Raw genomic sequence first — 20,003 nt, forward strand, 5'->3', positions numbered from 1 at the left:
CGTCCCGCCCGTCCAAAAAGGACGGGCGGGACGCCCATCCCACAATAACAATTAAAATTGTAAGTTATTTAATTCGCGATCCTAAGTCAGGTGCGCGCTGAGCAATTATCTTCGCTCGTGAACCGTATTGACATTTAACTAACTTTTGAGCTGCTTTAAACAAATCTCTGTTTTAAACGGATTAACATAGAGGGCATCCTGACATTCTCTACCCACTTCAAACTGACAATCTGAACGGGGATAGGCCACACAAAGCAACACGTAACCCATTGCAATCTGTTCCGGTTTAAGACAAATTGCCGCAGACTGGTCTACTTCACCTTGAATTAATTTAGCCGCGCAAGTAATACAAGCACCATAGCGACACCCAACGGGTAAGCGCAACCCTGCTTGCTCAACAGCCTCTAGAATGTACTGGTTTTCTGGGACTTCTCTTGCGAAGCCATTGCGATTCAACAATTCAATGCGATAACTTTTCAACATCCTGACTAAATCCAAATATCCGAAGTACAATCGCCTCCTGGATAGCGCATTTCATGAGCGCGGGATGGCCCATTCGGTTCAGCACCGAAATCAAGATAAAAGTCCGGATTAATAGAAAGTCCGCCAGTTTCAGTATCGCAATCAATTTGCAGAATATAAGAACCCGATTTAGCCAATTCTGGATAAAACTGATTATCCCAAGTGCTAAATAGCGAGTTGGTTGCATAAAGCCGTTTGCCATCTAAACTCAGTTGCAACATTTGCGGCCCCCCAACCAGTTTACGTCCTTGGAGTTCGCCGCTTTTACCTAATAAACCGCCGCACCAAACTTGACCTGTCAGCCGAGGATTAGCCGGATCGCTGATATCATATTGGCGAATATCGCCGTGCAGCCAATTAGAAAAGTAGAGATAGCGGTCATCTAAAGAAATTAGCAAATCGGTAATCAGCGAAGGAACGGGGATAGGCCAACCTTCCAAGTCAATGGAAGGGATATCTACGGCTTTATTAACTTGCCAATGTCCGTTATTTTTGTGCCAGTGCCAGATATTGCTGCTGAGTGCGGCTCCTACATATCCGTGCGTGCTGTCGGGATTGTGGTGAAAGCGGACTTCTAAGGGAATTAAACCTTCTTCACCCAAGTCAAAGCTTTGTACGATGTCGTGGGTTTGCCAATCCCAAAAATGGAGTTGGCGACCGTAATTTCCTGCAGAAACATCATTCAAATCAAAACCGGGATAAAATGTTTTAGGTGCGCCCCATTCGCTGCTGACCATGACGTTATGGCGCGGTTGATACCAGAAGTCATAATTAAACTTCATGGCATCGGCTTGATGTTCCCAACGACCGCTAATATCAAAATTTTCATCTAATAGTAAAAAGCCGCCAGGGCCGTTTCCCTCGCTATCTCCCAACATGGAGATCATTACCTGACTATTTGCCAAACAGTGAACGGTATGGGGAGCGGTGAGATTGGCTTTTTGCTTAATTTCTTCCGCTTCAATAACTTTATGAAGTTTGGGCGCTTTGGGGTCAGCCACATTCACAATATAGATGCGACTGGAACGTATCGCCGGTACCACCAAAAATTGGCGGGACTTGCTGGCATCTCCGTGGCAGGAACTACAGGCATTCCAACCAAAATGGTGCAATTCGTCGCCGATATAGGGCATGGGTAGGCGATGAATTACCTGGGAGTAGGTGGGAGATGCGGGGTCAACATCGACCGTTGCTAGATAGTCGGGTGCTTCAATACCCGTTCCCGTGTACAGAGCAATGGTATATAGCAGCTTTTCCCGGTCTGCTTTTATCGCTGCTTCTGGGGAGGCATAACCGGGGCCACAACATGCGTCTGCCATTATTTCACCTCGTTTGCGATCGCTTCCTAGAGCCTCAACTACTGATTTCAAGAGAGTTGCGCCCTTGTCGTGGCTATTATACACCAATATGGTTCAGTTAAGGGCTATGCAGTGCTTAAAACAATAAATACAGGAGGATTCATTATGATTCCAGTACCTCTATGCTTAACTTGTTTAGAGCGAAATTTTGATCCAGGCTTTTTGACAACTCTTGGGTTGTTTCTCGCTCACTCTTTCCGGTATAATTTAAGCGATAATCTACCCTGTTAACCAATAAAAAAAAAGGGAAGTTATGGTGGTTGTAACCGCTAATTTTTTTGGAGAGCGCGACGAATAACTCGTAATATTCCAGTGAAAGAAAGACGCAATGGTGAAACACCTGCGCTGCTTGCTGCTTGAAAAGTTAATGACCGTACAGCTCTTCGGTTCTAGTAGTAAACCATAAATTTCTTGTACCACCTCCTTTGGTCTTTGAGAACTAATATGACTTTTTTATCCTAACGATCGCGTGCAACGGAAGCCGAACTTCCTTCTGCTAGATCAATCAAAAAACACTGATTTGTCCGGCGTTGGTCGAGATCCCTTTTGAAAGCGTTCCCAGGACTCCTTTAACTGAGCCGGCGCTCGATATTCGCGATCGTAAACCACCAGCACATTCGTCAAATTCCGTCCCGGCGGCAATAAAATCTCTCCTTGATGAGCCAAACCCACCGAAGCGCCCCCGTCCAAATTCATCGCTTCAAAACAGCCGATCCTCTGCATAACTTTAGCTTCTGCTTCCAAAGACAAACTATCAAGAAAAGTCACCAAAAATAACTTATCTCTGGAAGCCGGAAAGCCGATCGCCGTTCTCGAACCCACGCCCAAAACATGAGAATCTTTAAAACCTTCCGACAAAGGAGACAGCCAAACTTTCCCCCCTTTAACCAATCTCGGCCCGCAAGTCAGAGAAAACCAATGTTGACTCCAATCCGGCTTACCTTCGATTCTAGCCGTCACCATTTCCAATTGATTTCCCGCTTTAATCCCCAAAGTCGTGCCGTAATTTTCCCATCGGCTGTATTTCAGAAACTTACCCGCCGCCACCATATTTCCCAGCACAGATTTCTGCTCATCTTTACCAAAAAAAGTCCCGTTAGCAACAACAGCAGCCCGGTAACGCGCCACCATATTTTCAAAAGGTTCGTCGCCCCGCGTTACTTTAGAAGTATTTGCAAAATCTGCATTATTAGCTAACCCAATTGTGAGATAAATTTCCGGGTCTGCGAGGTCAATAGTTGTGAGATAAAAACTTGCGCCAGCTACAGTTTTTCTGCTGAATTGTACAGGTTTTGCTTGCTTAGCAGAACGTTTGATAATTTGAGGTTGAGACTGCTGCGCTGCCCGATAATCTTCTGGCGATTTTACAATAGGATTACTCGGCAGAGGTTGATTGGTTTTTGCTGATTTTACAACGGGATTGCTGGGCAGATGTTGAGGAGTTTGATTTGATTGTATACTGGATAAAAAAGCGAGTGACTTTTGCCACAATTGACTTGCGAGAGTCAAGAAACTCTCTCGGTTTTGGGCGATCGCAAAATAGTCAGCCGCAACCCGCGCCAAAGCTAAGCCCGTTAAAAATAAAAAAGTGCGCCGCAGCATCGGGCGACAACCTTCAGACTGTTTGCGTTTAGACATAAAAAAATCTCAGCTAGGATAGCGAACAGTTTCCTATGGCTGTGACTACAATCGGCGATCGCGCGAATTCTGAAACTACCAGTAGCAAGGTGCGTAAGCGCGCACCTCACCACTAATTCAAAACTCAAAACTCTTTCCCTAGCCGGTATTCCGCATCCCCGCAGCAATTCCATTAATCGTCAGCAGAGCTCCCCGCAACAATTCACCCTTGCTGTAACGCGAGTGAATCACCCCCGGAATCCCGCCACTACCGTGCTGCCGCAAACGTTTCAGCAGCGAAACCTGTAACAAACCCAAAGGCACAATCGTCGCATTTCGCAACTGCACCGATCGCTGCAATTCCGGATCTTCGTCCAACAAACGTTGGTGTCCGGTAATAGTTAAAACCAAATCGCGAATCAAGTGAAATTCGGCAGCAATTTGATCGAATAAAGCCTTAAAACGCTCCCTGTCAGCCGGCAAAGCTAACTCCTGCACGTAGTGTTCTGCAATCTGCAAATCCACCTTAGATAAAGTCATTTCCACCTTAGAAATTACCATTCTAAAAAATGGCCATTTCAAGTAGAAATACTGCAAAAGTTTCATGTGTTCTTCCGGTTCCTCCAGCAAAAACTCTTGCAAAGCTGTGCCGACACCGTACCAAGAAGGAAGTAAAAAGCGGCTTTGAGTCCAGCTAAACACCCAAGGAATTGCTCGCAAACCGCTGATGTCTTTTTTGCCACCGCGACGGGCGGGGCGAGAACTAATTTGCAACTGGCTGATTTCTTGAATCGGGGTAACTTGGTGGAAGAAATCGACTAAATCCGCCTGTTCGTAGATTAAATGGCGGTAGTGCGATCGCGATCTCGCCGACAACTCCTCCATAATCTCATTCCAAGGGTCGATGCCATCAAAACCAGTGTGCAGCAAACTCGCTTGAATTACCGCCGCCGCCACAGTTTCCAAATTGTAAAGCGCCAACTCCGGCAAAGAATATTTAGAAGCCAAAACCTCGCCTTGTTCGGTAATCTTAATTCGCCCGCTAATACTCTTTCCAGGCTGAGCCAAAATTGCCTTGTAAGCAGGCCCGCCGCCGCGCCCTACAGAACCGCCTCTGCCGTGAAAAATCCGCAACTCCACACCGTGTTTTTCCGCAACCATTTGCAAAGCCTTTTGAGCTTTGTGGATTTCCCAATTGCTGCTGAGGAAACCCGAATCTTTATTGCTGTCCGAATAGCCCAGCATCACCTCTTGCAATTTGAGAGTTTCGGTTGGACATTGGATATTTTCTTCGCTTTTTTCCGCTAGTTCCTGCGCGTATCCTCCTGTTAGCAAAGCTCGATAAAGCGGCAGATCAAAGATTTTTTGCATTACTTCCGGCGCTTTTTTCAAATCTTCCACAGTTTCAAACAGGGGAACTACTTGAATGCTGCTAATTCCTGTCGCCGGATCGTAAAGTCCGGCTTCTTTTGCTAACAACAAAACCGCCAGTAAATCGCTGACATCGTGGCTCATGCTGATGACGTAAGTTTCGCAAATTTCCGGACCAAACTCCTGCTGCATTTGCCGCAATATTCGGAAGGTATTGATCGTCTCGCAAGTTTTGGGAGAAAAGGGCAATTCTGCTGGAATTAAAGGGCGGCGAGTTTGCAGTTCCGTTGCGAGCCAAATAATTCGATCGCATTCCGACATTTGATTGTAAGGCTTGGGCAAAATTTGCAAGTATTCAGCAATTTCGCTCAAAGCGTCGGAGTGTACTGTTGACTCTTGGCGGATATCTAGATAAGCCAAATTAAACCCGTAAATTTCTACTTGGCAGAGCAGATTTTCCAAGTCCCGACAGCTCAAACCTGTTTCGACTAAATTGTGCTCGATGAGCTGCAGCTCGGCTAAAAACTCAGCGCCCGATCGATAAAGGCCGGTCATTCCGGGATTTTGTGACAAAGCTTCGCGTTCCCGCTGCAACTCGTCTCCTTTGTAGAGCCGCCAATTGCGATCGCGCGTATTTTCCAGTCGCTGCTGCACGTAGGCCAGCTTCAACCGATAAGGTTCTTGCCGATAGCGAATAGCCCACTGCTCGTAAACATCCGGAAATTCCGATTTGTCGCGATCGAGAGATTCCAGCAATTCCGGCAGCACGTCGCTCCAGTGCAGCGACAAACTCAAAAGTTCGTTCAGCCGCTTCACTGCGGCGATGTACTTCTCTAGCACTAAGTGGCGTTGATAGCAAGCCGTTTGCCAAGTAACTTTCGGAGTCACAGAAGGGTTGCCGTCCCTGTCCGATCCCACCCAAGAACCGAACTTGCAAAAATTGTAACTCGGCGGTTTCAGATAAGGATAAGAAGCGTGGAGCGCTTGCTTTAAGCGCTGGTAGAGTTCGGGAATAGCATCAAACAGAACTTCCTCAAAGTAGTGGAGAGTGTACTCCACCTCGTCAAGCACAGTCGGCTTGAATTGGTGCAGTTCGTCAGTGCGCCACCAGAGGCGAATTTCTTCCATCAGTTGCTCTTGGAGAGCCGCCGCTTCCCAGCAAGACACCGGGTAGGGGCTTTGAGAGTCGGCCCCGATCGCCTGAAATTTCTCGTCAACTTGGTCTAGCTGTTGGAGAATCTTCGCCATTCGCCGCTGCTTGGTGCGGATCGTGTGGCGGACAATTTCCGTCGGGTGAGCGGTGAATACTAAGCGGATGTCCAACTGATCGATCAAGCGCTGAATTTGCTGGCTGGGTACGTTCAAGCGCAGCAGCATCGGGAAAAGTTGGTGAAAAGTGCCGGCATCTCGGGCGATCGTCTCGCTGCTGTCTGTCTTGCTCTGAGCCATTTGGGCGGGGCCAGGGCCTTCCCTGTGGCGCGGGCGATCGGGGGCATCCGTTGCTTGTCCTGGCAGCTTAGAAAACATCCGCCCACCAGCATCGTTGCTGCTAGCGTAAGCTAGCTGTTGGTCTCGCTGTTCGTAGTGCTGTTCGACAATGTTGATCAACTGGAAATACAGTGCAAAAGCCCGAGCGGCGCGGATGGCCGCGTTAAGGTCGAGCTTTTCGATTAGCTGTACGACATTCGACTCGCGAAAGTGAGTGGCTTGTCCCTCGGCGGAATTGACCGATCGCATTTGTTGGAGCAAATCCACCAATTCCTGCCCGCACTCCTGTCGCAGCACCGATTCCCACAAGTCCTCTACTACTTTGAGGCGATTTCGCAGAAACAGGTCTGATTTTGAGTAAGCGGGAGAATGGGAAATAGATGTTGCATCAATAATAGCCTGTTCTGAAGACTGGAGGACTGAACTCATCGGGCTGTTCCTCAATAGCTGCGGGTGTCTGTGAAAATTGTATTGTTTAGTTTCGCCTAAAACACTTTTGTTTGCAGTCAAATTTGAGACAACTTATTACAAGGTAGAAAGTAAAAGGCACTTATTTACAAGGTATAAGGAAAGACCAATTCTCACTGCACGGATTGTACCGATTGTCAAGCTTTCTGGCCAGTTGGCTGGCGATTTTAGATTTTAGACGCTCAGCCTGAGAGGTTCGGCGAGCGCTCAGTTGAGTCGCGCTCAGTCGAACAATTTTATATCTACTCCAAAGATGAATCTGGGAAGTTGAACTAGGGTCGAAAATTTTTATCTCTCCACGGCCGGAGTCGGGGGCTGGTATCCGTTTTTAGGCGGGGTCAAAAAATTTAACTTCTAGCTGCAGCATCCTTCCTTGTGCTTTCTAATCCTGTGATTGAGGAAAGTTGAGCACGGGGAGCCGCGAGCCCCGAAAGACTTCTTCGCTTTCAACGCCGATCGACGCAACAAACTCAGCAGCAGCTTTAGCCGCCACCAACCCGCCCAGCATAGGTAAAGCGACCAAGCTCAATAAAATGTCTGAGGGAACTGGCAACTTTGGACTGTTAGGTGTTTTAGTTTTGAGCAAGTCTTGGTTTTCCGACGGCATAAATTTCTCCTGTGTCAATCCGTAATCCTCAGTTTACAAGGCAAATAATCATCTTGACCGCTGCTTTCTGACTAATGACTTCTGAGATCAAATCATGTGACATCCGAATGAGATCCTGCAAGCGATCGTCCCCGCGTAGCCAAGTCTATAAATATCTTCTCGCGAGATATTAGGCTCGCACTCGGAAAAAACGTTTTGTATAAAATCGGGATAATCCCCGACTGCGATCGATCGTGCGACTCTCTCCGCGTAGGCCAACGAAACCCCAGCACTACAGTCGGAAAATAATAGACATTTCCAGAAAAGCCAGTCTGGAACAGGCAGGATGCCTGTTCCACAAGAATTATGAGAGAGGTCTAATTATTATTCGGATGCAAACGGAAACGATATGACTAATGACGAATAACTTATTGCTTGGCTTAATTTGGGCCTATCTGTGCCAAAATGTCGAGGTATTATCAAAAAAATATTCCCCAACGGCTCGAAGCCGAGGGAATACAAGGCAAGACACTAAGTCCAGCATGGCTTAAACCAGACAAAACGGTTAGGCTCGGCAAATCAAATAATTGTCTGTAAAATCTGTAACTGTGCTATTTCTAGAAAACAAAACCAGCTTTGGCAAAATTTAGAGTTTCATGTTGAATGCGAACGGGAGCATATTGGCAGACAATCGATCGGCCGCGTCGCAGTGGGCGCAAGAAGCTTTAGGGCTTCCCGAAGTTCAAGTACAAGCGCGTTTGCGGGGAAATCACCTGCACATTTTGTGCGAAGCAGCGCAGTGTCCGTCTCAAGAATTGGTGACGGCGCGATTTACCAACGCCCTCGAACACACTGATTTAACGCGACTGCTGCCCGATCGACCTAAAATTTACCAGTTGTTTCTGTGCGGCCGCAAAATCGGTTCCAGACAAAATGACTGGACAGTCCGGCTCGATTGCAGCAGTAAAGAGCGACAGCAACAGCCACAGCCACCGGAACCAAAAGTTGCCGAAGTGCCGCCGCCAGCGAGTTCGCCCGACGAACCGCCAGCCAGCCCTAAAAGAGGCGGATTTTTCGGCAGATTTAAGAATGACAACCAGAAACTCAAACAGACACCAAAACCGGTAGAAACAGCCGCGCAACCGCCGCAAGTACGGGAAGAACTGGATTTTGACGCCGAAAGTCTGCCCACCGCATCCCGCATTGAATACCCAGAAGCTTTTGAAACTTCCCCCGTGACGATCGACACTTCGGCTGCTGCGACGCGGGAAGTTGTCGGTTCCACCGTTCCCCCGCAGCAGAAAGCGAACCGTGGCGCGGTGGCTTTGATTCAATCCCCCCAAGCTGACTCAGGCGAGGGCGATCCTGATGGAACATTAACGGTTTCGCCGGAAACCTTGGCGCGCCGGGGCTATCCAGATGCGATCGCCAGCTATCTCAGCGAAATCCTAGGGCCAATGGGAGTTTCGGTGAAAGTAAGCATTCGCGAAAAAGAACTCAAAACCAGCCTAGAAACCCAGCCGGTGAATGGGCCGGAAAATATCAAGCCCAAGGAACGCCGGCTGCTGGTGCTGTGCGAGTCAGCTTACAGCCCCGACCCCTCCTTGCTGGCCGAACCCATCGCCGGCAGGCTACGGAAACTGCAACTAGAGGATTTCCGGGAAGCCGTGATCGCCAGCCAAGTCAGCGGCGAAGCGAAGCCGGATTGGCTGCTGCGGGTGGATTTGACTTCGCCGGACAAAATTCTTAAGGAATGGGCCAGGTGGGGAGACGTACAGTCGATCGCCAAACTGCTAAATCAACACTTGGCTGCATCGAGAGTCGAAGTGCGGGCTACCCTCAAAGAAGCAACCCTCCACCTGTTTTGCAGCAAAACTGCCAAAAAAGGACAAAAGCCTAAACGGCAAGAATACCCGGATAAGCAGCAAACCACCGACGCGATCGCCCCTTTGTTAGCCTCCTTCGCGCCCCAAGGCATCCGCGCAGCTACTATCTACGGCGTAGAACCAGCCAAGGACTCTCAGGCGGCGCCGGAGTCCCCCGTGTGGATAGAGTGGGTGGACTTGCCTGCCGCCCACCACCCCGACTTGGCTGCGAGCGCTAGAACGCTGGCGGCTGAGGGCGACCAATTGGCTCTGACTTTTTTATTGAACAGGTTGCTCAACCCCAATCTCAGACGCAAGCTGGAAACAGGAGGGATTCGGGCTGTCGTGCTGCAAAAAGCCGACGTGCTCCACGTCATGACTGAAGCTCTGACTTGCCCTTCTCAGTCGAAGGTAGGGCCGCCGGTGGCGAAATTTTTGCGGCAGTTACAAATTCCGGGAGTGGCAGGGGTGCGAGTCTACGGGCGCCGCGCCGGCCAGAAACTGCCCCTGTGGCGTTACGCAATCGACCTCAGAACGGCCGTTGACGAGGAATCAGCGACGGCACCCGCACCGGTTCCCTCCCAAGGGGCTGTCTTGGAAAAGGAACCGGTGCCGGAGTTTGCGCCGGCAGAGGATGGGAGTTTTTCGGGTTTGGGCGACAATTTGGTGTTCGATGCTCCCACGCCCAACTCCTGGCGGCCCCGCTTCAAAATCAGACTCCCCGGATACAATCTGGGCGAGCAGTTAGTTCAAGCTGCCGTGCAACCGCTTGTCGCTTCGGGTTTGTTTGTTCCCAACGATGGTTTGTCAACGAATGCTGCTGCGCCCGGTGGCGTGAGAGCCGATCGCGCGGCGCGAATGGCTTTGATTTGGGCGATCGCCGGCTGTCTGCTGACTTTCAATACCGATTGGCTCCTCGGTCTATTTCTGCAATCTGCGACGGTCAGTCAAGCTCCTAGCGCCTCGGAAGTTTGCAGCGGCCCAAATTGTCAAAATTCCTCTCCCAAGGCTGTGGACGACGTTACAGCCTCACTTCCGAAGGAAACCCCGAACCCCGTTCCCCCTGCTGAGGAGGTGAATTTGCCTCAAACTCCGTTGCAGCCGTCGCCCGAAGCGAACAGGGAAGAGGCTTTCAATGGCTCAGGGTTTACGAAGCCGGGAAATACTAGCGTTCCTGTAGCTGATGTTTCTGCTCCTGCGGTGTTCCCAACTTTGAGGAGCCAGCAGCTTGACGAGCAGATAGCGCGCTATCAAGAGTACATCCACCTGCACAAAAAACCGCCAGATATTTTAATTGTGGGTAGTTCGAGGGCGCTGCGGGGCATTGACCCGGCGGTTTTGGAAACCGCTTTGGCAGCTTCGGGCTACCCGGGGCTGAGGGCTTACAATTTTGGGGTGAATGGAGCTACTCTCCAGGTTGTAGATTCGCTCATCCGCCGGATTTTGCCGCCGCAACAACTGCCGAAATTGCTGGTGTTGGCTGACGGGGCGAGGGCTCTCAACAGCGGGCGGCCGGATTTGACTTTTAACGCGATCGCTTCTTCGGAAGGTTACAGGCAATTGAGCCGGGGTAGTTTTCTGATCCCCACCAATCAATTAGAATCCGAAACATCGAAGGAAAGCGCCAACAATCCGGTGGCGACTGCGACTGAATTGGTGCAGAATTTGGGACAAGCTCAAGCTACTGTTCAGCAAGTGGTGAATCAAAAGTTGGTGGAGGGTTCTGCAACTTACAAAAATCGCGATCGACTCAAAGGGTTTTTGCGATCGATCGTTAATCCATCAGCCCCTGTTGCAACCGAGAGCCCCCAAACCGCACCTCTGGGCCAACCAACAACTGAAAACGCCCAGCCAACCGCTGGGAGTAAACCCGTCAGCGAGTTTCAACCAAATGGCTTTTTGCCGATCGATATACGCTTCAATCCCGAAACTTACTTTCAGAAGCACCCGAAAGTATCTGGTTATTACGACTCCGACTATCAAAATTTTAAATTGGTAGGCGAACAAGCTCTAGCACTCAAAAATCTGATCGAATTTACCAAGGTTCGCAACATCAATCTCGTGTTTGTGAATATGCCTCTGACTGAAGATTATTTAGACCCGGTGCGGACAGGTTACGAACAAGAATTCCGGCAATATATGCAAGAATTAGCAGCTCAAAGCGGACTAATTTTCCTAGATAAGAGTTTATTGTGGCCCCAGGCGCGGGAATCTTTTTCCGACCCCAGCCACCTCAACCGTTACGGTGCTGTTGCAGTGTCTAAGCGGTTGGCTCAAGATCCCATGATTCCCTGGCCAGCGAAACAGTAGTTATAATTTTTGAGTGGTGAGTTATTTTAGAAGTTAAATGCTCCCAACGTTGCGAGTGCGGCGCGACAATCTCAAAACTATTCTTTCCTGCGGCTGGATACTGAAAATGAAAAGATTGATATTTCCTGAAAATAGCAAAAATACACAGATAAAAAAGCCTAGAAAAAATCTGCCTTTGATATTTTTTATATTATCTTTAGCATTTTTCTGTTTCAGTTTGTATAAAGGTTTCTTCTTACCTGTAGCTTTATCATCTGGGCCGCCCAGCAACGAACAAAGTAGCGAACAGCAAACTCTGGCACCCTTTGAAGAGGTTGTCAAAGACGCGAAAAAGTTAGAGGGATTATTTACTCTTTACCGCAATCAAGCAACTGATAAAGTATATCTGGAAATTAAACCGCAACAACTCGACAAAAAGTTCCTGTGCTTTGTGACATTGGCATCGGGTTTGGGGGAAGCGGGCATTTTGAGCGGAATGCCGATCGGCGATTTCTTGTTTCAACTGCGGCGCGTCCAAAATAACGTGCAGTTTGTGATACCAAATATAAATTTTCGCACAAGTCCGGGCGATCCGCAAGCAGGTTCGGTAGCACGGGGATTTAGCGAGTCGATTCTCTATTCTTTGCCTCTCAAAAGCCTTCATCCGCAAAGACAAACTCTGCTGATCGATTTAGGCGATTTGCTGATGAGCGAAAAGCGCGATTTACCAGGGGTAAAAGCGATTTTGCCGATGCTTTTGGGCGCTTCGTACTCGATCGATGCAGACAAGTCTTCTTTTAAAGATGTTAAAGCGTTTCCGCTGAATGTGGAGATTGCTTCTGTCTATGGTTTTTCTAGCGATAATGACAGTGAGCTTAACTATTTACCTTCGATTCCTGACAGTCGGGCTTTTAACCTCCGCATTCACTACAGTTTCTCGGAAGTGCCGCTAAATAACGGCTACCGCCCCAGACTTGCGGACGAGCGAGTGGGCTATTTTCTTACAGCATATAAGGACTTTTCTGACAAGAGCAGCCGGGAGCCTTTTGTGCGCTATATCAATCGCTGGCATTTGCAAAAGCAAATCCCGACAGCGCCGATGTCGCCTCCGGTGCAGCCGATCGTCTTTTGGATTGAAAATAATGTGCCTTCCGAATACCGAAACGCAATTCGCGAGGGCGTTTTGGAGTGGAACAAAGCTTTTGAAAAAGCAGGTTTTACTGACGCAATACAGGTCAAACAAATGCCGGACAATGCTAAATGGGACCCGGCTGACGTTCGGTACAATACTATCCGCTGGTCGAGTTCTTTTGAGCCTCAGTTTGCCGGCATCGGGCCGTCTCGCACTAACCCGCTGACGGGGGAAATTTTGGATGCTGACATTCTGTTGGATGCTAATGTTGTCCGGGAAATCAAACAGGGCTATCGGTCTTTGGTGGAACAAAATCGATCGCTATCTAAGAGTTTTCAAGGGCGAAACGGTTCTAATACCAATCCCTGTCAGTTCGGGATGTATTCTCGCTATTTGAATGTGCTAGAAAATGGGGATTTAGGAAAAAGCAGCGGGGAAAATGCTCAAGGTGGAATGGCTGATGATTTGCCGACTTTGGTAGAAAGATACCAAGAGCAAAAGCGCTCGCCTTTATCGCGGTTGATGTCGAGTTCGGATATGTGTTTTGGGTTGGAATCGAGCCGCCAGTTTGCGATGGGGGCAATGTCGATCGATCTGTTGGAAAATGCAGCGGCTAGCAGTGGGACGATTGACAATTATGTGAATGAATATATCCGATTTTTGACTGCCCACGAAGTCGGTCACACTCTCGGTTTGAGGCACAATTTTCACGGGAGTACGATGCTGCAACCGGAGGATTTGAACAATACTCAGGTAACTCGCACGCAAGGTTTGGTAGCGTCGGTGATGGATTATGTGCCGATTAATTTGGCACCTCCGGGAACTGTGCAGGGCGACTATTATCCAACGATTGTAGGGCCTTATGACGATTGGGCGATCGAGTACGGTTACAAGGTGATTGGCGGCCCAAACCCGAACAGCGACTTACCAGCGCTGCAACAAATTGCCAGCCGCGCTGCGGAACAGCAATTAGCTTACGCGCCGGATGAAGATTCTTTTGATACTCTCGATCCCGCTGCAAATACTTTCGATCTCAGCGCTAATATGCTGAGGTATTCGCAATGGCAATTGGATAATGCTAGGGCGATGTGGAAGCGTTTAGAAAAGCGAATGCCTGTTGGGGAAGACGGTTATAACGAACTGCGGGTGATGTTTGATTCGGTGTTCGGGTATTATCTCAACCAGGTGATGAATGCTACTTTGTACGTCGGCGGGCAGTCGTTTAACCGGATTCGCCCTGGAGATGCTAATGCGAAGTTGCCGTTTGTGCCGATCGAACTTTCTCAGCAGCGAGAAGCATTAGCAACACTGGAAAAGTACGTTTTTGCGCCGGATGCGTTTAGTTTTGCGCCGGAATTGCTGAATAAATTGGCGCCTTCGCGCTGGGAGCACTGGGGAAGTCCGGCTTTGGTGTTTCCTCTAGATTACCCGATCGGCGATCGAATTACTTTTTTGCAGCGGTTTGTGTTGCGGGTTTTGCTATCTCCGATGCGCTTGGCGAGACTGCGGGATGCCGAGTTAAAATCAGCACCGGAAACTGCTTTGAGGTTGCCGGAAGTGTTGAATACTGTGCAAAAGGATATCTGGCAAGAGGTTTTGCAGCCGGAAAAGAAGATGCAAATTTCAACTTTTAGGCGTTCTTTGCAGCGGGAACATTTAGCAATTTTGATCGGAATGGTGCTGCGAAAAACCAGTGTTCCAGAGGATGCGCGGAGTTTGGCTTGGTACGAGTTGCGGCAGTTGCGGGAGGGTTTGAGCAAGAGTATTCGGAATTTGGATCGGAATGCTGATGCTTATACGCGGGCTCATTTGGAGGAAACGCGCGATCGAATTTCTAAGGTTTTGAATTCGCAGATTCAGTCGAATTAATTTTGGCGTTTAGAAACCGGGTTTTTGAGGAAGATATTTCGTTGCCGCCCGCAGATTTGGTCAAAAACCCGGTTTCGGAGAATCTTAGTCAAGTTAAAATAATTCTGAACTTGCGTCGTATACGATAGATAGACAGGGAAGCTAAAAAGAATAGCCTTTATGCCTGCCAAAGACCTTTATCACGATATTGTCTGCACTGCCCTCATCAAAGATGGCTGGACAATCACTCATGACCCACTGATTCTAAAAATTGGGGGCCGCTCGGTCTTTGTCGATTTGGGTGCCCAGAAACTAATTGCGGCTGAACGAGGGTCTGAAAAAATTGCGATCGAGATCAAAAGCTTTCTGGGCCCTTCGCCCATTAATGACCTCGAAAATGCTTGGGGGCAGTTCTTTATGTACGCCAGAACGCTGCAAAGACGAGAGCCAGAGCGTCGTCTATACCTAGCTGTTAATCGCAACACCTTTGAAACGTTGTTTAAATAAGAAGCTGGGCAATTGCTGCTAGAAGAACCAGGTTTTCGCCTGATAGTTTTTGACCCAAACACGGAGGAGATTATCCAATGGCAACCGCAAATCAACCCGTAGACGAATGGCGTGAGACGTTGGAGAAAATTCTCCAATACTATGCGGATATTCCTTATACTTATGGGGATGTGATTACCTATGTGGTGGTCAGCCGCGATCGCAACCATTTTATGCTGATACATGAAGGTTGGGAAAATCATCTGCGAGTTCATGGTACTGTGGTTCATGCCGAAATCCGCAACGACAAAATCTGGATTCATTATGATGGCATTGAAGACGGCATCACTGATGAACTCGTCGCCTCTGGCGTACCCAAAGACCACATTGTTCTTGCTTTCCATCCACCCGAAGTCCGACAGCATACTGGATATGCGATCGCATAGTTTCTCCTCTTGACGAAGATTTTAGATAATATCAGCTTGATAGCGTATCTCGTACCTTAATAATTTTTTGGCAATACTGAGTACCTTACAGATAAGTTAGAAACACTAAACTTCTGTCATGGCAAGAATTTGAGCGATGGTTAATACCAACTGAGGAAAAGTTGGAGAAACAATAATGGCTTCTCCTTGATATCGCTGTGCCTGATATTCACCATCGATTAAGCGGTTGATAGTCACCGTAGACTGTTTTGGAGAACCAATATACTGAACGCCTCCCAACCCTGCATAATCAACGATCCAATACTCCAGGATTCCTAAAGTTTCATACTCATTCAATTTGATGCGGTAATCATCCCGCCAATTCGTACTGACAACTTCGATCGCCAAGGGAGGTGGAATATAGGCAGCTGCAGAGGCAGAACTTTGACGCATTCTGACCCATTCTTCCTTGGCAAACACCACAATGTCGGCTTTACGACTCGATTCACTTTCGCCCGGGGCAGCGTTCAATCTGACTTGTTTACTTTGTCGAGGAACGTAGGGAAGGTTCGAGGATTGGCAATAATCTACCAAGAGACGACATAATCCATCGAGGACATCCTCATGTTTGGCTGTGGCTTCACTCAAGGGCATGGCAACTCCATTGACTAGCTCAAATGACCTGCCGGAGTCGTCATCCCTGTTGAGAAATTCCTCGAAGGAAAGGGTTTTTTGGGCGATCGCAACCATTGATATTAACCTTTGGCGTAGGTTGGCTCTCTGTTGTCTGTTTCTAGCTTAACGTGAGGTAGAGAGATAGATCGCTGCTCTTGTAGGGTGCGTTAACGAAGTATACCGTAAACTTTGACACCTCTTCTCGGTTTTACTGCCCGCGTCCTGGTTTGCAATCTACGAAACCTAATGCTTCTGTGTCGAGAAAACTGGCGATCGTCGCTGCGATCGGATATTCAATTTCCGCAGCACGCGCAATTAGAGCCGCTTTAATTCGTTCTGGCAAACGTCCCAAAATGACTGCGGCATCAGCAGGAGAAAGTTGTTCTTGAAGTTTGGCTTGCATGGCATTCACCTTTGCGTTGGAATTTGATAGATACATTCAAGCCACTAACCAACTCAGATTTAGCGGTCTAACGTTCGCGCTCACCGGACGCAGACTGACTTTGCAACTCAACCGACCATTTTGAGCCGTTTCGGTGCAGCGCGAACGTTAGCCCTCGCGCTAAGACTGATTACTGTTGCTCAATCTTCTGAACTTTGTGCTGTCTGGTTTGGAGGTAATCCCAGTTCTTCACGGAATTCATCATCGTAGATAGCACGCTCCCAATTTTTAGCTGTTTGAATTTGCTCTTTAGTAATCCGTTTAGCACCACGTAAATCAGTCCCATCAAGATTAGCTCCCTCAAATCTGGCAAAGTGAAGTTGAGCATCTCGAAGATTAGCATCACACAAGTTTGCGTCCCGAAGGTCTAGACCTCCCGCCTTGATTTTACAAAGGTTAGCAGCCTGAAGATTTGCCTTTTGGAGATTGGCCCCTGATAGAATTACTCTTTCAAGGTTAGCCTTTTGCAAATTAGCGCTTTCAAGATTGGCATCCCATAGCATTCTGGATATTTCTCTGACTTCTTCTAGGAAAACTCTAGGAGCAATTTCGTGCGCTCCTGCTTTCTCAAGATCAAAACCATCTGGAAATTTCGTTTCTGAATCATAAACAGCACCCAAAAATGTGCATCCATCAAGGTTTGCTTCACGAAAATCAGCACCACATAATCTTGCCTTACGAAAGTTAACACGGTAAAGATTTGCTTCACGAAAGTTAGACTTACTAAGATCAGCATTAACAAAGCCACAGACCCAGAGATTAGAGTTCGCTAAATTAATCTCTGGTAAGACTGCTCCATCAAATACACCAGTGCGTATTTTGATCGGTTGACCTGTCGTGTCCTGTTCTTTAGCTAAATTTTGAAGTGCCATTCTCAAGGCGTTACTAAACAGCCTTTCATCACCTCGGTCTATTGCCCGAGCCGCATCAATAGCTTTCCAGTATTCAAATTGCCTGCTCTCTGCTTCAAGTTTTGCCCGTTCTTCACGCTTGGGAATCTCAAGTAGAAAAGTAACTACAGCAATCAAGATACCTAATTTGCTAACAGAATCAAGAACTTCAATAAAAGCCTGCTTCTTCAACCATGCAGACAATTGAGTAGAAGACAGAAACAAAGTAACAAGGATTACAATCCAGACAAGCCACTTTGTGTACTTTCTCGTCCACAAAGATTGAGGTTGTGATTTCGCTTGCTTACTCTTCATCCTGCTTGATATACCCCAGCGTTCGACTCAATTCAGCTTCCCCAATAATACTGCTGTCGCCATTTGTGGATTACGAACAGATAACCTTAAACGATGTGTCTTAACAGATAACTGAGAGGGCTAACTTATAATTGTATCGCAGTTGCGGTACAATACCCAATAGAATAGAAAAATACCACCCATCGCTGATGTATTTCACCAAAGGTAGCAGTAATCCACACAACAATGGCTGGCGATAGATGAGCATTCAACCAAATTGTCATGCAGCTAAAACGGGATGGTCGAGTTTGCGGACTGCATACAGAAGCGCAGCTTTAATATCGTCAAGTTCCAAGTCCGGCAATTCTTCAAGAATTTGCTCAAAACTCAAACCCGCAGCTAGCAACTCTAGGATATCGATCACTCGAATCCGCATTCCCCGGATGCAGGGACGATCGCCACATTGTCTGGGGTTCACTGTGATTCTGTCAAACAGATAAGCAACGGATGCTGGCATTGGTTAAAATTGTTTGAAGCCTTTGTCTCTAGCTTACCTCATTTATCGCTCGAAATTCACACCGCGATATAATTCTGCGATCGCTATGCTGTAATAGAGATCAGTCCATTCAAACTCCCATAGTTTATCACCGCAGCAGTATCTATTGACATTGGTACGCTCATTACACGCACTCCCGGACTGCATGGTGGATGTCCTCACATCGTCGGTAAAGGCGTTACTGTTCGCCGGATTGTAACCTGGTACAAGCGAGGATTGACTGCTGAAGAGATTGGCGATCGCATCCGACATCTCACCCTCGCCGAAGTTTAGGCCGCACTCACCTAGTATCATGCCAACACCCAAGAACTTGAAACTTATTTGCTCCATTAAGCAGCAGAAGTTAAGCGTCTTGAAGCTTGACACAGCAACTTTGGTAAATATGAAATGCTAAGATAATAAATAATACATCGCCAACAGAAAAATCTTCTAGATAAGCACTATCCTCAAACTAGGAAAGAGACACTGATTTTTACCGGGTAAATTTAGCAGGTGTAGGAGCAATATCGGCAATAAAGTAAAGTTTTATAACAAAACTCAACATCTGTGCTTCTTGAGTAAACTGTAAAGTTCGAGCTCTTCAAACTGCCCTCGGTGAAAAATACGCTCTTTGTGGCTACCTTCCTGCGTCATTCCCAGCTTTTGTAGCACCTTAGCCAAGGCTATATTCCGCCTGAGACAAGTTGCATAAATGCGATCGATCTTTAATGTTTCAAATATTCAAGACTGATTTAGTGTAATTGATGCGTTTTTTTCTCAAAAATGATGTCTGCTAACACTGCAAAAAATCATTACTTCCGATTGGCATTGTTCTGGGCGTTTCTGGGTAGTTTGGGAAGCTTGGCGGTGTTCCCTTATGCCCTGTCTCTCAATCCGGCAGTAAGTCAATTGCCTGCACCGCTAACTGTTTTGGCGATCGCCTCCGCCCTGCAAACCGGAATTTTTCTAATTCTCCTTTGTTGGATTGGACTGCGCCTCGGTAACTCGATCGGACTTGATACGCCCATAGCTCGTGCTTTGGTATATCGACAGCCTTTCGCGCCAATATCTAAATCTGCCCTTAACACGGCGCTAATTGTAGGCTGCATCGGTGGAATCGTCCTGATTGGATTGAGTTTAGGGTTTGAACCTTGGATGCCGCCAACGGTAACTCCAACAACGCTCAAAATTGACCTCTGGAAACGCATATTAGCTTCCTTCTACGGAGGCATCACCGAAGAACTCTTGCTGCGACTGTTCGGTATGACATTGATTGCGTGGCTACTTTGGAAGATTTTTGAGCGAGACAAACCGCAACCCTCTACATTGATTTTTTGGCTGGCCATCGTGGCGGCTGCAATATTGTTTGGTGTGGGTCATTTGCCCGCGGCTGCCAATGTCTGGGCATTAACCCCGATCGTCGTTATCCGCACCATTACACTCAATGCCCTCTTAGGAATTCCCTTTGGTTTTCTTTACTGGCGTTGGGGATTAGAATACGCAATGTTATCTCATTTTTTGGCTGATTTGGTACTGCACGGAATTGGAGGAAGTTAGCAGGAGATGCAAACAATGCAATGGTACAACGAACCTTTACCAAGAAAATGGGTCTAAAGCCCCGTCCTTTTAGGACGACTTTAATTTCCCCAGAACAGTGATATAGTGTTTTATATCCAGTTCCAAGACGTAAATGTTAGTATTTGAAGCCAAGC

Annotated in this window: 15 protein-coding genes and 1 pseudogene; 5 read left to right on the forward strand and 11 right to left on the reverse strand. The window is 47.7% G+C overall.

Annotated elements, in window-relative coordinates; genetic code table 11:
• Positions 1-138: 138 nt before the first annotated feature.
• The 6 genes and pseudogenes from QUB06_RS31130 to QUB06_RS31155 all read right to left on the reverse strand — a co-directional run bounded on the left by QUB06_RS31130 (position 139) and on the right by QUB06_RS31155 (position 7,431).
• Positions 139-480, reverse strand: a complete 342-nt coding sequence (locus QUB06_RS31130) for a 2Fe-2S iron-sulfur cluster-binding protein (protein ID WP_333438584.1) — start codon at positions 478-480, stop codon at positions 139-141.
• An 8-nt stretch (positions 481-488) separates the two neighbouring features.
• Positions 489-1,841 carry a selenium-binding family protein gene (locus QUB06_RS31135; protein ID WP_333438571.1) on the reverse strand — a complete coding sequence of 451 codons (1,353 nt, stop codon included), beginning with the start codon at positions 1,839-1,841 and terminating at the stop codon, positions 489-491.
• A gap of 308 nt (positions 1,842-2,149) precedes the next feature.
• Positions 2,150-2,333: pseudogene (locus QUB06_RS31140) on the reverse strand (IS4 family transposase); the annotation flags it as partial.
• Positions 2,334-2,381: 48 nt separating this feature from the next.
• Positions 2,382-3,518: a phosphodiester glycosidase family protein gene (locus tag QUB06_RS31145; protein ID WP_333438572.1), complete on the reverse strand. Its 1,137-nt coding sequence runs from the start codon at positions 3,516-3,518 to the stop codon at positions 2,382-2,384.
• Between the two features lie 138 nt (positions 3,519-3,656).
• Positions 3,657-6,785, reverse strand: coding sequence for a phosphoenolpyruvate carboxylase (gene ppc / locus QUB06_RS31150; protein ID WP_333438573.1), 3,129 nt, complete (start codon positions 6,783-6,785; stop codon positions 3,657-3,659).
• 421 nt (positions 6,786-7,206) lie between these two features.
• Entirely contained in the window at positions 7,207-7,431 is a 225-nt protein-coding gene (locus QUB06_RS31155; RefSeq protein WP_333438574.1) for a hypothetical protein, read from the reverse strand.
• A 635-nt stretch (positions 7,432-8,066) separates the two neighbouring features.
• On the opposite strand from QUB06_RS31155, the gene QUB06_RS31160 reads away from it, so the two are divergent.
• The 4 genes from QUB06_RS31160 (at position 8,067) to QUB06_RS31175 (ending at position 15,476) form a co-directional block, all read left to right on the forward strand.
• A complete protein-coding gene (locus QUB06_RS31160) occupies positions 8,067-11,585 on the forward strand; it encodes a hypothetical protein (protein WP_333438575.1) in 3,519 nt (1,172 codons plus the stop codon).
• Between the two features lie 106 nt (positions 11,586-11,691).
• On the forward strand, positions 11,692-14,565 hold the full coding sequence (locus QUB06_RS31165; RefSeq protein WP_445251436.1) for a zinc-dependent metalloprotease: 2,874 nt from the start codon (positions 11,692-11,694) through the stop codon (positions 14,563-14,565).
• Between the two features lie 159 nt (positions 14,566-14,724).
• A complete protein-coding gene (locus tag QUB06_RS31170) occupies positions 14,725-15,051 on the forward strand; it encodes a XisH family protein (protein WP_333438577.1) in 327 nt (108 codons plus the stop codon).
• A 77-nt stretch (positions 15,052-15,128) separates the two neighbouring features.
• Positions 15,129-15,476: a XisI protein gene (locus QUB06_RS31175; RefSeq protein WP_333438578.1), complete on the forward strand. Its 348-nt coding sequence runs from the start codon at positions 15,129-15,131 to the stop codon at positions 15,474-15,476.
• Positions 15,477-15,581: 105 nt separating this feature from the next.
• On the opposite strand, the gene QUB06_RS31180 is transcribed toward QUB06_RS31175, so the two are convergent.
• The 5 genes from QUB06_RS31180 to QUB06_RS34825 form a co-directional block, all read right to left on the reverse strand.
• On the reverse strand, positions 15,582-16,205 hold the full coding sequence (locus tag QUB06_RS31180; RefSeq protein WP_333438579.1) for a Uma2 family endonuclease: 624 nt from the start codon (positions 16,203-16,205) through the stop codon (positions 15,582-15,584).
• Between the two features lie 133 nt (positions 16,206-16,338).
• Positions 16,339-16,533 (reverse strand): hypothetical protein, encoded by a 195-nt coding sequence (locus tag QUB06_RS31185; protein ID WP_333438580.1) that lies wholly within the window; start codon positions 16,531-16,533, stop codon positions 16,339-16,341.
• Between the two features lie 179 nt (positions 16,534-16,712).
• On the reverse strand, positions 16,713-17,777 hold the full coding sequence (locus tag QUB06_RS31190; protein WP_333438581.1) for a pentapeptide repeat-containing protein: 1,065 nt from the start codon (positions 17,775-17,777) through the stop codon (positions 16,713-16,715).
• A 259-nt stretch (positions 17,778-18,036) separates the two neighbouring features.
• Positions 18,037-18,273: a DUF433 domain-containing protein gene (locus tag QUB06_RS31195; protein WP_333438582.1), complete on the reverse strand. Its 237-nt coding sequence runs from the start codon at positions 18,271-18,273 to the stop codon at positions 18,037-18,039.
• A 42-nt stretch (positions 18,274-18,315) separates the two neighbouring features.
• The gene (locus QUB06_RS34825; protein WP_445251435.1) at positions 18,316-18,606 is read right to left on the reverse strand and encodes a hypothetical protein; all 291 of its coding nucleotides are present in this window, start codon (positions 18,604-18,606) and stop codon (positions 18,316-18,318) included.
• A 471-nt stretch (positions 18,607-19,077) separates the two neighbouring features.
• Between QUB06_RS34825 and QUB06_RS31205 the strand changes: the two genes are divergently transcribed.
• Positions 19,078-19,848, forward strand: coding sequence for a CPBP family intramembrane glutamic endopeptidase (locus QUB06_RS31205; protein WP_333438583.1), 771 nt, complete (start codon positions 19,078-19,080; stop codon positions 19,846-19,848).
• The last annotated feature ends 155 nt before the right edge of the window (positions 19,849-20,003 follow it).

This window comes from Microcoleus sp. D2_18a_D3 (assembly GCF_036702455.1).
Lineage (GTDB): Bacteria > Cyanobacteriota > Cyanobacteriia > Cyanobacteriales > Microcoleaceae > Microcoleus.